Genomic DNA, 13,778 nt, shown 5'->3' with positions numbered 1-13,778 from the left:
AATGGTTCAGACCTCGTACTCCAGACGGTAGCTGTGCGTGCCGTCGGCGGCCTTGTCGATACGGAGCGTGCCGGAGATGCCGGCCAGCTTGCCGGTGCCGGAGTCGGGCACGACGCGCACGCTCATGTCGCCGGAACCGCCGGCCATGACCGCGGAGTGCTGGAGGACGAAGGAGCCCTCGACGCCGTCCACGGCGCCGACGAAGCGCTCGATGGCGACGTAGGCGGCGGAGGTGGGCACGGGACCGCCGGCGGTGAGCAGCCGAGCCGTGCTGACGCCGGACAGTCCGCCGCGAAAGTTCTTGGCCACGGAGACGTGCCCGAGCTTGATGCCGTCGGCGTCGAGATAGGTCTCGTCGTCCCAGCGGTCGATGTCGAAGGTGCCCTCAGCTGTGCTCATGGGCCCAGTCTGCGAGCAATTCCTGCCATCTCATGTCAGGTACGGGCGTAGGAGGCCAGCAGCCGCAGCGCTGTGTCGTACTTGACCCGCAGCCGGGCCTGGGTGACCTCGTCCAGCGCGGCGAACCGCACGGGGGACATGTTGTCGGCGATGTCGGCGTGCTTGACGGTCACGGCGATGGGGTCGGCGGCCACCCGGGCCAGGTACTCGGCCTGCGGCTCGCCCGGCTCGTGACTCAGGGCGACGACGGCGGTGACGACCCGTTCCGGGCAGCCGGCGGCCCGCAGGTCCTCGGCGGTGACCGGGGTGTCCTCGATGACGTCGTGCAGCACGGCGGCCATCTGCTCGTACGAGCCCTCGACCCGGTTCATGACCCGCACCGGATGCCCGATGTAAGGTTTGCCGCTCTTGTCGATCTGCCCCTCGTGCGCGTCGGTGGCGATCCGCACCGCGTCCGCGACCGAGAAATCTGAGAAGGTCATGTCGGGAGTCAACGGGATCGGGTCCTGGGCGTCCACCACTTCGATGGACCTCACCGATGTCTGGAACCGGGTGCTCGGCGGCCAACCGAGCCCACAGCTGGAACTGGTGCTGATCGCCGCCGCGGTGGCCCTGGTCGGCGTGCTGCCGTGGCAGGTGTGGCGGGTCACCCGCAACCTCGTCACGATCGCGCACGAAGGCGGCCACGCCCTGGTGGCGGTGCTCACGGGCCGCCGATTGACGGGGATCCAGCTGCACTCGGACACCTCGGGCCTGACGCTGACCAGAGGCAAGCCGCGAGGCCCGGGCATGGTGCTGACGGCCGCGGCCGGCTATGTCACGCCGTCGCTGCTGGGCCTTGGAGTGGCGGCGCTGCTGGGCGCGGGCAAGATCACGCTGCTGCTGTGGATCGCGATCGTGCTGCTGGCGTTGATGCTGGTGATGATCCGCAACGCCTTCGGCGTGCTGTCGGTGCTGGTCACGGGCGGCATCGTGTTCGCGGTGTCCTGGTACGCCCCGACCGACATCCAGGCCGTGTTCGGTTACGTCATCGCCTGGTTCATGCTGCTGGGCGGCGTCCGCCCGGTCTACGAGCTGCAGCGCAAGCGCTGGCGGGGCCGCGCCCCGGACTCGGACGCGGACCAGCTGGCCAAGATCACCGGCGTCCCCGGCGGCCTTTGGGTGACGCTGTTCGCACTGGTGAGTATCGGCTCGCTGGTCATCGGAGCCGGTCAGCTGCTGCCGCGCTGATCTCCGCCGCACTAATCTCGGCAGGGTGATCGAGCAGTTGCGCGTCCCCGTGATCGTCGCCCCGATGGCGGGCGGCGGGTCCACCCCCGAACTGGTCGCCGCGGTCGTCGACGCCGGCGGCTTCGGCTTCACACCGGGCGGCTACCTGACAGCAGGGGCGATGGCCGAGCAGATCGTCCGGACGAGCGCGCTCACCGGCGGCCGGTTCGGCGTCAACCTGTTCGTGCCGGGCACGGACACCAAGCCGGATCTGGGCGACTATCCGAAGCGGGTGGCGGCCGAGTCGGAGCGGCTGGGCGTCGAGGCGGGCGAGCCGCGCTGGGAGGATGACGAGTACCCGTCGAAGCTGGAAATTGTTCTGGCGCAACGGGTTCCGGTGGTGTCGTTCACGTTCGGGCTGCCGGACGCGGGCGATGTGGCCCGGCTGCACGCGGCCGGGGCGCAGATCGTCGCCACGGTGACGACGCCGGCCGAGGCCCACCAAGCGGCGCAGCTCGGCGTCGATGCGCTGGCGGTGCAGGGCTTCGAGGCCGGCGGCCACCGTGGCACCTTGACGGATGACGGCATCTCGCCCGGCGGCGGCGAGGAGTTCGGTCTGCTGGCGTTGATCCGCCGGGTCGCCGCCGTGACGGACCTGCCGTTGGTCGCCGCCGGCGGCCTCCTGACGGGCGCGGACGTGGCGGCGGTGCTGACGGCCGGTGCCGTGGCGGCGCAGCTCGGCACGGCTTTCCTGCTCTGCCCGGAGGCCGGCACGTCAGCGACGCATCGGGCGGCCCTCGCCGAAGGCGGCCGGCGCACGGCGATCACCCGGGCCTTCACCGGCCGACCGGCCCGCGGCCTGGTCAACCGGTTCCTCACCGAGAACACCGCCGAAGCCCCGGTCGGCTATCCCCAGGTCCACCACCTGACCCGGCCCATGCGCGCCGCCGCGGCCAAGGCCGGCGACGAGGAGCTGGTGCACCTGTGGGCCGGCCAGACCTATCCGCTGGCCGAGGAGCTGCCGGCGGCCGAACTGGTGGCCCGGCTGGACCGCGAGGCCCGAGAGGCGATCGAGCGGGTCAGCCGTCGCTTCGGCTGACCCGCTGGACTTCAGCGGCTGAGCACGATCTTGCCGGCGACGTCGCCGTCGAGCATGGCCTTGAGCCCGTCACCGGCCTGCTCGAACGGCAGCTCGGCGCCGATCTGCGGCCGTACGCCGGCCAGGTCGCAGAACTTGAGCAGGTCGCCGAGCTCCTCGCGGGTGCCCATGGTCGAGCCGACCACGCGCAGCTGGAGGAAGAACAGCCGCTGGAGCTCGGCGGCCGAGGCGTCGCCGGTGGTGGCGCCGGAGATGACCACGACGCCGCCCGGCTTGAGCGACTTCATGCTGTGCGACCAGGTCGCCTTGCCGACGGTCTCGAACACGCCGTCCACCCGCTCGGGCAGCCGCGCGCCGGACTCGAACGCCTCGTGTGCACCCAACTGCTTGGCCAGGGCCCGCTTCTCCTCGCTACGCCCCGTCGCCCACACCCGGAACCCGGCGGCCACGCCGAGCTGGATCAGGGCCGTCGCCACGCCGCCCGAAGCGCCCTGCACCAGGATCGACTGCCCCGGCCGCAGGCCCGACTTCACGAACAGCATCCGGTACGCCGTCAGCCACGCCGTGCCCATGCACGCGGCCTCGGCGAACGACAGCCCGGCCGGCTTCGGCAGGGCGTTGCGGCGGGGCACGACGACCGTGTCCGCGAACGTGCCCTGGTGCTTCTCGGTGAGCAGGGTGCGCTTGGGGTCCAGGGTCTCGTCGCCGCCCCAGTCCGGGTCGCCGATCACCGAGTGCAGCACCACCTCGGTGCCGTCCTCCAGCACGCCCGCGCCGTCGCAGCCCAGGATCATCGGGAACTGCTCGGGCTTGATGCCCACGCCCCGCAGCGTCCACAGATCGTGCATGTTCAGGCTGGCCGCGCGCACCGAGACGCTGACCCAGCCGGGCGGCGGGGTCGGGGTGTCACGCTCGCCGATGACCAGCGAGGCGAGCGGATCGGCGGGGTTCGGCTCGGATGCGTAAACGGCGAACATACGCCGAACCTATACCCTGAGGTGGTGTTCGACTGGGTCGCAGACACCTGGGACGGGATCGAGCTGTGGGTGGCGCAGCTGTGGTTCCCGGTTCAGTTCGCCCTGGTCATGGTCGTGCTGCTGCCGATCCTGCGGGCCGTGGCGTGGCTGATCGAGCGGGTGGTCGACCGGCTGGCCGCGTGGTTGGCGCCGCGCTACCGGTCGGAGCCGACGCTGTGGGGCATCGAGGAGAAGGAACGGGCCGCCGAAGCGGGTTCCCGCCGGCCTTCGTAGGCTCACCGGCGTGACATCGCGCCGACGCATCACCATCGCCCTTGTCGGCCTGATCGTGCTCGTGCTGGCCGGCTGGCTGATCAGGGACGTGACCACCGGGTCGACCGGCGCTCCGTCGACGACTTCCTCCTCCGTGTCGAAGCCGTCCGGCTCGTCCGGGGCTGTGCCGGGGTCGTCGTCCGGGCTGCCGGTCAAGGCGCTGTCGTCGCTGCCCAAGGAGGCCGGCGACACCTGGAAGCTGATCCAGAAGGGCGGGCCCTTCCCGTATCCGCGCAACGACGGTGTTGTCTTCCACAACAACGGCAACGTGCTGCCGCGCAACAAGGACGGCTACTACCACGAGTACACCGTCGACACGCCCGGCGCGAAGAACCGGGCCACCCGGCGGCTGATCACCGGCTCCCAACGTGAGCTGTACTACACCGACGACCACTACGACTCGTTCGTGGTGGTGGATCCGACACGATGACCGGCATGCGGCACGTACTGGACGGAACCGTCCTGCACGACCGGGGATCCGCGCTGGACGGCATCGCGGCGGCGTTGTCGTTCCCGGACTACTTCGGCCGCAACCTCGACGCACTGCGTGACTGCCTGCTCGACCTGTCCTGGCTGCCCGCCGGCGAACACGTGCTCGTGTGGCGGCATCACGAGGTGCTGCGCGGCGACGACCCGACCGCGTACGAGCGGATCGTCGCCGTCCTCGGCCAGGCCGCCGAGGAGAACCCGGAGTTCGGGTATCAGCTCTCCTGAGTGGGCACCCAGCTCGGCTTGCGCTTCTGCACGAACGCCGCGATGCCCTCCTGGCCCTCTTCGCCGGCGAAGTGCTTCGCGGACAGCTCCAGCATGTCCGTGAAGTCCTGGTCCATGTCGCCGGTGCGGGGCTCGCGCAGCATCTCCTTGGTCGCCGCCAACGCGTTCGGCGCGCCCAGGGTCAGCATCTCCGTGTAGCGGTCGACCTCGGCGTCCAGGCCGTCCGCCGGCACCGAGGCGTTGATCAGGCCGATGCGGACCGCGCGCTCCGCGCCGAAGGTCTCGCCCGTGAGGAACAGCTCGTGCGCCGCGCGGGGCAGCAGCCTCGGCAGCACCGTCACGGAGATCACCGCCGGCACCACCCCGATGCGCACCTCGGAGAAGGCGAACGTCGCCGTGTCCACCGCCACCGCGATGTCACAGGCCGCCACCATGCCCACGCCGCCCGCCCGCGCCGGGCCCGCCAGCTTGGCCACCACCGGCTTCGGGCTGGTCCACAGCTGCTCCAGGATCGCCGGGAACTCGTTCACACCCTGCTGCTCGGTGCTCGCCCCGCCCGCTTCCTTCAGGTCCATGCCGGCGCAGAACACCGTTCCGGTGTGCCCCAGCACCACCACCCGCACCTCGTCGTCCGCCATCGCGGCCGCCAGGTGGTCCCGCAGCTCCCGTCGCAACTGCGCGGACAGCGCGTTCCGGTTGTGCGGGGAGTCCAGCGTGATCGTCGCGATCCCCCGCCGCACCTCGTAGTGCACCAGCTCGTCAGCCATGGCCCGCACTCTAAACGGGGTGGCGGCCGGACTGCTCGCCCGGCCGCCACCCGTCGGATCAGCGCGCTTCGACCTCACCGAACTGCATGTAGTAGTCGCCGTGAGGGTCGACTTTGAACCCGCTGCCGGTGATCTTGAGGTACTTCACGGTGGTGCTGGGGTAGGTCAGCGTGCGGGCTCCGCTGCCCGCGACCGCCGTGCCCGCCCCGTTGGCCAGCTGGGTCCACTGCTGGCCGTCCGACGAACCCTCGACAACGAAGTTGCTCGGGAAGCCGACGCTGCCGTCCCGAATGTCGCCGCGCGGATACAGGGTGACCTGCGTGCTAGGCACCGGGTTGGCGAGGCCCAGCTGGATCCACTCGCTGCGGCCCGAGGCCCCGGCGGCACTGGTCCAACCGGCCTCACCGCTGCCGTTGATCGAACGCACGCCGTCCACTGCGAACCCGGTGCTCCACCCGTCGTTCGGCAGCTCCAGCGAGCTAGACGTGGTGACCTGCGCGCCGGTCGACAGGATCGGGCCGTCCACCTCCAGCTCGGCGAACTGCATTCGATACGCGCCCTGGTTGTCCTGCCGCAGGTTCGTGCCGGTCACCTTGATGTAGCCGCCGGTCACGGACGCCAAGGAGAACTCCAGCGGGGCACCGGTGGTCGGACGAGGGATGTTCGTCTTGCCGAACACATCGGTCCACTGCTGGCCGTCGTCGGAGATCGAGACGGTCAGGTCCGCCGGGAATCCGTAGCCGGTGTTGGAGCCGTCAGATCGCGGGTACAGGGCGAGCCGGCTGAGGCGCCGGTTGAACCCCAGGCGGAGGTCCACCACGACCGACTCCTGGTGGTTCTCGGTGACCTTGTCGTTGCTGCTCCACCCGGAGGTCAGCGAGCCGTCGGTGAGGCTGGCCGCCCCCCAGCCGTCGGCCTCGTAGCTGCTCGACGCCGTCACCGACTTGTTCAGCGCATAGTTGAGATCCGGGGACCGAGGAGTGTTCTGCGTGATCCAGTCGACGATGTCGTCGGTGCGCGCCTCGACGTTGCCCTCGCGCGCCTCGTCGACCGCGAGGCACCCGTGCTGCCAGGACGTGCTGTGCACGCCGAGCACCGTCCTGGTGAATTGACCGAAGACGTTCGATCCGCCGGCATAGCCCTTGCAGTTGTCCACACCGCCGGGGCTGGTCGTGGTGAACGTCGTCGTGCTCACCGAAGTGACTGTCACCCCACGCTGTTCAGACTTGTCCGGCACCCATTCCGTTGCCGTGCGACCGAACCCGTCGCTGACGAGCGCCTGTCCGACGGTCGGCGGAGTGCTGGAGATCGCCGGGTAGTAGGCGTTGGCGATGGGGTTTGCCAGCTTGGCCACGGCAAGGTCGCGGTCGGTCCGGGGGATGACCTTGGTGATGCGCGCGGATTCCATGTTGTGAGTGGCCGTCGTGGTCTTGGCCGGTGCGCCACCTTGGGGGATCTCCGGGAAGCAGCTCGCCGCGGTGAGGACCCACTCGTACTCGATCAGGGTGCCGCTGCACGACCGGTCGGCCGACACGATCCGGACTGGGGCGTCGCCAATCGGCTGGCTAGGTGGGATCGCTTGCGCCGTCGGGGCGGTGACCGCGCTGGCGGCGGCGATGGCGGCGGCCAGGAGAGCGGTTCTGATAGGCAGTCTCATGTCTGCTCCGCCGCGATCAGCCGGCGACGTTCAGGGCCAGCAACGTGGTCGGCGCCCCGCCCGTGCCGACGCCGACCGGCGTGGAACCGTCTGATCTGACCGTCACCGTGGTGTGCGCGCCGGCGTCGGTGGTGAGGTCGGCCGTGGCCTTGTGGCCGGCGCCGGGCGCATGGCCGTCGCCGCGGATCTCGAAGACGGCGGGAATCTTCAGCACCAGGTGTCCGGTGGACGCGGTGACCTTGAAGCAGACCAGGCCGTCGTGCTTGGCGCCGACGTTGTCGGAGCTGCGCACCTCGATCACGCTGATGTTGTCGGTCACCGGCGTGGCGCAGTCGGCGAACAGGATGTGGCCGTCACCGGACACCAGCACGACGTTGTTGGCCGCGGCGATCGCCGCCGCGTTCGGGTAGCTGAAGTCCTCGACGAGGCTCGGCTGGTCGTCGGCCGCGCTCTGCTGACCGGCATGGGCGGCGAGAGTGCCGCCGAGGATTGCTGCGCCGACCGCGACGACGGTCACGGCTAAACGGTGTACTCGATTCATCGTGTCCCCCCTAATTTGGACCGGCGTGAGTCACGCCGTGGATTACATCGCCACGTTAAGCGTTGCCTGCTACAGAATTGTTTGTGACATGGATCACATTTGCCGCCGTGGACAGGTGCTGAATGGCTCGGTAGTGTCGACTTGACACGCTCTTGACGTGGGGCAGTGGGGGGCTTCTGGTTTCTTTCGCGTGCGAGGGTCGATCCTCGTGTGTGTTAATAGGCATGCCGTTTGCCCGGGATGGTTGGTCCATCTCGGGAATTTTGACTTTGCATTCAATTGCGACGCTCGTGGTGACTGCTTCTTTTGCTGTCGGCGTTCGAATAACCGTCTGCGGTCACGGGTCGGAGTTGTCGAGATGTGTGTCGGGTGTGGCGAAGGCGGTGGTGTCACATTCGCGAATGTGGCAAATGTCCGTTTGTTGGCGCTTTGTCATTCAGGCCGAGACGGTCCGCGGCCACCGCGGCGGGCCGGCTGGCCGAGCCCCGGCCGCCCGTGGTCGTACCGCCCGCGGAGTGGTCGCGCTGGGAGCGTTCTGTCCCCTCGAATTCCGCCCCGCCAACGGGTCCGGCACTGATACTGTCCTGCCGTCAAGGGGGAGTCACGGGGGTGCACACCCTCGTTCACGCCCTCCTTGGTCGGGGTTCACGTACAGCGTGTTCCAGGGAGGAATGCATGTCAGACACGGACGCCGGCAGATTCTCTGCCGGGTCACCGTGGCGTCGGGGCCTTCGGGCGGCGACGATCGCGGCAGTCAGTCTCACGGTCATCGGGGCGCCGATGGCGTCGGCGCAGGCCGGCCAGGCGGGCTTAGTCCCGCAGGCGGTCGGCAAGGCCCCCGCCATTCCACACGGTGCGGTCGCGGCGGCGGCGCCGGCATCGGACGCCCAGCTCGACCTGTCGGTGGCGTTGGCGCCACGTGACCAGGCGGCGCTGGACTCCTTCGTGCAGCAGGTGTCGGACCCGAAGTCCCCGCAGTACAAGCACTATCTGGGCAAGGGGCAGTTCGGGGGCGCCTTCGGCGCGACGAAGCAGACCATCGACGCGGTCACCAAGGCGCTCAAGGACGCGGGCCTCAACCCGGGTGCGGCGACGCCGGACGGCCTGAGCATTCCGGTCAAGGCCACGGTGGCGCAGGCGAAGTCGGCGCTGGGTGTGGACTTCGCGGGCTACAAGCTGACCGACGGCCGCACCACGTTCGCCAACACCTCGGCCCCGAAGCTGCCGGCGGCGGTCGCTTCGTCGGTGACGACGGTGCTGGGCCTGAACAACCTGCTGAAGGTCAGCGCCAATCACACGGCGCCGACGAAGACCATGCAGACCTCGGGCACGCCGACCGGCGCGAAGCCGAACGTTGCGACGCCCAGCGTTTGCCAGGAGATCAGGGACTCCGGGCAGTCCCAGACCCCCCACCCGTTCTTCGACACGTACGACTACTGGCAGCCGGGCTCGCTCGGCTCGTCGAACGCGTACAACACCAGCCAGCTGCTGACCAACTACGGCGACAACGGCAACGGCGTCACCGTTGCGATGATCGAGTTCGAGGACTTCTCCTGGGGCGACATCGTCGAGTTCCAGCGCTGCATGGGTTCCCACTCGAACGTCAACAAGCTGCCGTTCCCGGGCCACGGCCCGACCACGCCGCCGAACTCCAGCGGCGTCGGCATCGAGTCGGCGCTGGACATCGAGTACGTCAACGGCATCGCGCCCGGCGCCACGGTGAACGTCTACCAGGGCCCGGACAACGGTGACCTCAACATCGGCGCGCAGATCTACCAGCAGATGGTCAACGACGACACCGCGCAGGTGATCTCCACCAGCTGGGGCCTCTGCGAGGACGACATCCGGCAGCACGCGCCGGGGCTGTTCGACGTCGAGAAGAACATCTTCGCGCAGGCCGCCGCGCAGGGGCAGACCGTGGTCGCCTCCTCGGGTGACCAGGGTTCGACCGGCTGCTTCTACGACACCCAGGAGCCCAACAAGGGCCTGCTGAACGTGAGCGACCCGGCCGGCCAGCCGTACGTGCTGTCCGTGGGCGGCACGCGCAAGTACGGCCCGACCACCGCGGAGTCGGTGTGGAACACGCCGGCGTCGGGCTCCTTCATCGGTGGCGGCACGGGCGGTGGCGTCTCGACGGTCAGCTACCTCAGCGGCGCGGCCAACTACCAGGCCGGCAAGGTCGGACCGGGCTATCAGAACCTGTGCAACGCGCCGAGCGGCGCCACGTGCCGGCAGGTGCCGGACGTGGCGGCGATCGCCGACAGCAACACCGGCTACCTGATCGCCTATGGCCTGAGTGCCCCCGACCCCGACGGCAAGCAGTTCCCTGAGTGGACGATCATCGGCGGCACCAGTGGTTCCGCCCCGCTGTGGGCGGGCATCATGGCGCTGGCCGACAGCAGCCACGCCTGTGCGGCGACCGGCCCGGTGGGCTTCGCCAACCCGGCGCTGTACCAGGCTCCGGCCGGGACGTTCTTCGACGTCACGAGCGGCAGCAACTACCTGCCGGACTCGGGCAACGGCTCGGGTCTGTACAACGCGGCTTCCGGTTATGACCTGACCACGGGGCTGGGCACGCCGCACGCGCCGCAGGTCGTCGAGGCGGTCTGCAACGCGAAGGCGGGGCCGGACGGCAGCGCGTACAGCCCGGTGGCGCCGGCGCGGCTGATGGACACGCGGACCGACAACACGACGCTGCACGGCAACGGCACGCGTCAGCTGAAGGTGGCGGGTGTGGGCGGCGTGCCGGCCACCGGCGCGACCGCGGTGGTGCTGAACGTGACGGTGACCAACCCGTCGGCCAGCAGCTTCCTCACGGTGTACCCGGACGGGCAGCCGCGGCCGATCTCGTCGAACCTGAACTTCACCGCCGGGGTCACGGTCCCGAACCTGGTGACCGTGCAGGTTCCCGCGAGCGGCATCGTCGACTTCTACAACCTGTCGGGCAACGTGGACGTGGTGGCTGACGTGTTCGGCTACTACTCGACGGACGGCGCGAGCCTGTACAAGGCGGCGGGCCCGGCCCGGCTGATGGACACCCGGGACAACGGCGGCGCGATCGGCACGGGGCAGACCCGCACGCTGCCGATCGAGGGCGCCGCGGGCATTCCGGCCACGGGTGTCACGGCGGTCGTGCTCAACGTGACGGCGACCAACTCGACGGACGGCAGCTTCCTGACGGTGTTCCCGGGCGGCACGACGGCGCCGAACTCGTCCAACCTGAACTACTCGCCGGGCCAGACCATCGCCAACCTGGTGACGGTCCCGGTGGGCGCGGACGGCACGGTGGCGTTCCTGAACCACTTCGGCAACGTCGACGTGATCGCGGACGTGTTCGGCTACTACACCAACGCCGGTGGCGGCCTGCGCTTCCACCCGACGGCCCCGGCCCGCCTGGCCGACAGCCGCACGGGCGCCGGCCTGATCAACAACAACGGGGTGCCGATCGGTTCCGGCGTGTCGACGCAGGTGGCGATCCAGAACGTGAACGGCGCGGCCGGCAACAACGGTCCGCTGGGCACGGCCGGCGCGCTCGTGCTGAACGTGACGGCGACCAACCCGACGGCCCCGAGCTTCATCACGGTGTACGGGTCGAGCGGCGCGCGTCCGTCCTCGTCGAACCTGAACTTCACCCCGGGTCTGACGATCCCGAACTCGGTCGTGGTGCCGACCAACGGCGGCGCGATCAACCTGTTCAACTTCCAGGGTTCGGTGGACGTGGTGGTCGACCTGTTCGGCTACTTCGCCTGATCCACAACCGAAAGAACTGAAAAAGCGTGTGCCCGGCCTCCGCACGAACGGCCGGGCACACGCTTTTTTTCGGACTCCGTCAGCCGATGGTGGTCGTCGTCAGCGTCGGGGCCGGGTTCGGGTAGCACACCGTGGGGGCGTCGATCGGGAAGCCGAACACCGACACGGTGGTGGTGAACTTCAGACCCGGGTCGGAAAGGCTGGTGCCGGCCAGGGTGGTGGTGATGGAGCCGGACTCGCCGGCGGTCAGGTTCAGCGTCAGCGCGGGCAGCTGGAACTGCGCGCCGCCGTTGATCGGGCCGGTCACCGAGGTGACGATGTTGTTGCCGACCTGGGCAACGGTCGCGCTGCCGATGCCGGAGCCGCCGGAAAGGCTGAACGAGTTCACCGTGGCGTTGGCGGGCACCGGCACGGACAGCGTCATGTTCTTCACCGACTTGACGGTGAACGAGCCGGCCGCCGTCGGCACGGTGTTGACGCCGGGGGCGAGCGTGATGGTCAGCGCGCCACCGGGCGCCACCGTCGCGGGCGCGGTGGAGTCGACGTTCTGCTGCAGGGTCAGGTTGGACGTCTGGCCGGCCGCCTTGCCCTGGCAGGTGTAGTTGACGGCCTGGGTGTCGGCCGATGCCACGCCGGCCAGCCCCAGGAGCGGCACGATCGCCAGGGCCGCGCCAACCAGCAGACGCGAGCTTGTCTTCGTCACGGGAGCCACCTCGATGTGGTCGCAGGGACAACGTGAAACGTGTTCACGATCACAGCGTTACTCGCGAGTAACAGGCCGACAAGGTTTAACACTTCACAGCGAAACCCGTTGTCGCGAAAGGCAAGTCACGGCCTACACGTTGGTGGCGGCGAACAACGCTCAGGCGGACCTTACGCCGACCGCGCCGAGAGCTGCCGCCGAGTAGCGGTGCAGCACCAGCTCGGCCACGTCGATGTCGGCGCCGAGGGGCTGAGCGATCGTCACGTCCGGCGCGGCCGACCGGGCCTGCGCGATGACGCGGTCGGGCAGCAGACCCGGTGCCAGGAACCAGGATCCGAGCGCGATGCGCTTGGCGCCGGCCGCCCGCAGCCGCGCGATGGCCGCCGGCACACCGGGATCGGCCGCCGCGGCGAAGGCGGCCGTCGCGCCGGCCCAGCCGGAGCCACGGGCCCAGCGCCGCGCGACCCGACGCACCAGGTCGTTGGCCGGTGCGTGCGAAGAACCGGCCGCGGCAAGGACAATGCCGACTTCCGGGTCGTCATGGCGCACGCCGGCGGCGGCCAAACGGCGCAGCGCGGCCGACTCCAACCGCGGATCCGGGCCGAGCACGTCCGCGATGCGAATGGACAGTCGTGGGTGCCGCGCGGCTGCCGGCACGTCAACCTTTGCGTGGTAAGCACTTCCGAGCAGCAGCGGCACCACGACCGCCTCCCGGTGCCCGTCCCAGGCCACCGCCGACAACACGTCGGTCAATCGTGGCGCGGAAAGGTCCAGGAACGCCGCGCGCACGTCCAGGCCGGGCCGCAAGGCGCGCACGACGTCCAGCAGCTCGTGCACGGTCGCGGCGGAACGGGGATCCCGGCTGCCATGAGCGACGGCGATCAGCGGTGTCATCGTCAGAAAGCTCCGCTCAGTCCACGCGCCCGCAGCACCGAGCGCTCCAGCGGACGGAACACCAGCAGCTCGATGCCGATGCCCACCAACAGGATCAGGAAGATCGCGGCGATCACGGTCGGCATGTCGCTCAGGTTGCGGCCGTCCTCCAGGAACGCGCCGAGCCCCTTGCCCAGCTGCGGCGACACGGCGATGATCTCCGCCGCCATCAGCGAACGCCAGGAGAACGCCCAGCCCTGCTTCAGACCGGCCAGATAACCCGGCAGCGCAGCCGGCAGCAGGATGTGCCGCGCCGAGGCCAGCCGGGACGCCCCCAGCACGGTGCCCACGCGCGGCAGGATCGGCGGGATCTGGTCGATGCCGGCCACCAGGCCGTTGGCGATCGACGGCACGGATCCCATCAGCACCACGAAGTACACCGTCGTCGGCGTCACGCCGAACCACAGCACCGCGGCCGGCACCCAGGCCACCGACGGCAGGCTCTGCAGGCCGGAAAGCAGCGGCCCGATCGCCGCCCGGATCACGCGCACCTTGGCCACGATCAGGCCCAGCGGCGTGCCGATCAGCACGCCGGCGGCGAAGCCGAGGACCGCGCGGTGCACCGAGTTCCACAGGACGTCGAGGGCCTGCCCGTTCTGGAGGTTCTCGGCGATCACCGCCCACACCGCGGCCGGCGCGGGCAGCTGGTACTCCGGCCAGAACGCGGCGGCCCACAGGGCCTGCCACACCACGAGCAGCAGCACGACGGCGAGGACG

Annotated in this window: 15 protein-coding genes; 6 read left to right on the top strand and 9 right to left on the bottom strand. The window is 69.7% G+C overall.

The annotated features are described in order from the left end of the window. Positions 1-6: 6 nt before the first annotated feature. Positions 7-399, bottom strand: a complete 393-nt coding sequence (locus KUTG_RS16670) for a DUF3224 domain-containing protein (RefSeq protein ID WP_043717924.1) — start codon at positions 397-399, stop codon at positions 7-9. 35 nt (positions 400-434) lie between these two features. Next, positions 435-935: a phosphohydrolase gene (locus KUTG_RS16665; RefSeq protein ID WP_232240827.1), complete on the bottom strand. Its 501-nt coding sequence runs from the start codon at positions 933-935 to the stop codon at positions 435-437. Between KUTG_RS16665 and KUTG_RS16660 the strand changes: the two genes are divergently transcribed. Further along, complete coding sequence (locus tag KUTG_RS16660; RefSeq protein WP_043717922.1) at positions 925-1,629, top strand: M50 family metallopeptidase; 705 nt, start codon at positions 925-927, stop codon at positions 1,627-1,629. The two genes, KUTG_RS16665 and KUTG_RS16660, sit on opposite strands and share 11 nt — an antisense overlap. A 25-nt stretch (positions 1,630-1,654) precedes the next feature. Then, positions 1,655-2,707 carry an NAD(P)H-dependent flavin oxidoreductase gene (locus tag KUTG_RS16655; RefSeq protein ID WP_043717920.1) on the top strand — a complete coding sequence of 351 codons (1,053 nt, stop codon included), beginning with the start codon at positions 1,655-1,657 and terminating at the stop codon, positions 2,705-2,707. Positions 2,708-2,718: 11 nt separating this feature from the next. On the opposite strand, the gene KUTG_RS16650 is transcribed toward KUTG_RS16655, so the two are convergent. Then, positions 2,719-3,684, bottom strand: a complete 966-nt coding sequence (locus KUTG_RS16650) for a quinone oxidoreductase family protein (RefSeq protein WP_043717918.1) — start codon at positions 3,682-3,684, stop codon at positions 2,719-2,721. 24 nt (positions 3,685-3,708) lie between these two features. Between KUTG_RS16650 and KUTG_RS16645 the strand changes: the two genes are divergently transcribed. From KUTG_RS16645 to KUTG_RS16635, 3 genes are read left to right on the top strand one after another with little or no spacing between them, the layout of a single operon-like run. Next, positions 3,709-3,957 (top strand): hypothetical protein, encoded by a 249-nt coding sequence (locus KUTG_RS16645; RefSeq protein WP_043729625.1) that lies wholly within the window; start codon positions 3,709-3,711, stop codon positions 3,955-3,957. A 10-nt stretch (positions 3,958-3,967) separates the two neighbouring features. Then, the gene (locus KUTG_RS16640; RefSeq protein WP_043717915.1) at positions 3,968-4,426 is read left to right on the top strand and encodes a guanyl-specific ribonuclease; all 459 of its coding nucleotides are present in this window, start codon (positions 3,968-3,970) and stop codon (positions 4,424-4,426) included. A gap of 5 nt (positions 4,427-4,431) precedes the next feature. Continuing rightward, a complete protein-coding gene (locus tag KUTG_RS16635; protein WP_232240826.1) occupies positions 4,432-4,710 on the top strand; it encodes a barstar family protein in 279 nt (92 codons plus the stop codon). Here the strand turns inward: KUTG_RS16635 and KUTG_RS16630 are convergent. The 3 genes from KUTG_RS16630 to KUTG_RS16620 are packed head-to-tail and all read right to left on the bottom strand — an operon-like array spanning position 4,698 to position 7,651. After that, positions 4,698-5,477, bottom strand: coding sequence for an enoyl-CoA hydratase family protein (locus tag KUTG_RS16630; RefSeq protein WP_043717912.1), 780 nt, complete (start codon positions 5,475-5,477; stop codon positions 4,698-4,700). The genes KUTG_RS16635 and KUTG_RS16630 overlap by 13 nt on opposite strands. A gap of 58 nt (positions 5,478-5,535) precedes the next feature. After that, on the bottom strand, positions 5,536-7,134 hold the full coding sequence (locus KUTG_RS53535; RefSeq protein ID WP_052394721.1) for a discoidin domain-containing protein: 1,599 nt from the start codon (positions 7,132-7,134) through the stop codon (positions 5,536-5,538). 16 nt (positions 7,135-7,150) lie between these two features. Then, positions 7,151-7,651: a hypothetical protein gene (locus KUTG_RS16620; protein ID WP_198047199.1), complete on the bottom strand. Its 501-nt coding sequence runs from the start codon at positions 7,649-7,651 to the stop codon at positions 7,151-7,153. Between the two features lie 699 nt (positions 7,652-8,350). Here KUTG_RS16620 and KUTG_RS53530 point away from each other — a divergent pair. Beyond that, positions 8,351-11,425: a S53 family peptidase gene (locus KUTG_RS53530; protein WP_157494577.1), complete on the top strand. Its 3,075-nt coding sequence runs from the start codon at positions 8,351-8,353 to the stop codon at positions 11,423-11,425. A 79-nt stretch (positions 11,426-11,504) separates the two neighbouring features. Here KUTG_RS53530 and KUTG_RS16610 read toward each other — a convergent pair whose 3' ends face one another. The 3 genes from KUTG_RS16610 to KUTG_RS16600 form a co-directional block, all read right to left on the bottom strand. Further along, a complete protein-coding gene (locus KUTG_RS16610) occupies positions 11,505-12,128 on the bottom strand; it encodes a hypothetical protein (RefSeq protein ID WP_043729620.1) in 624 nt (207 codons plus the stop codon). A gap of 159 nt (positions 12,129-12,287) precedes the next feature. After that, positions 12,288-13,022, bottom strand: a complete 735-nt coding sequence (locus KUTG_RS16605; protein WP_043717908.1) for a sirohydrochlorin chelatase — start codon at positions 13,020-13,022, stop codon at positions 12,288-12,290. Positions 13,023-13,024: 2 nt separating this feature from the next. Next, a partial coding sequence (locus KUTG_RS16600; RefSeq protein ID WP_043717905.1) for an ABC transporter permease occupies positions 13,025-13,778 on the bottom strand: 754 nt, incomplete at its 5' end.

The sequence above is a fragment of the Kutzneria sp. 744 genome, assembly GCF_000568255.1.
Taxonomy (GTDB): Bacteria; Actinomycetota; Actinomycetes; order Mycobacteriales; family Pseudonocardiaceae; genus Kutzneria.
Note: the sequence above shows the minus strand (reverse complement) of the source record. Positions and strands in the feature narration are given on the sequence as shown.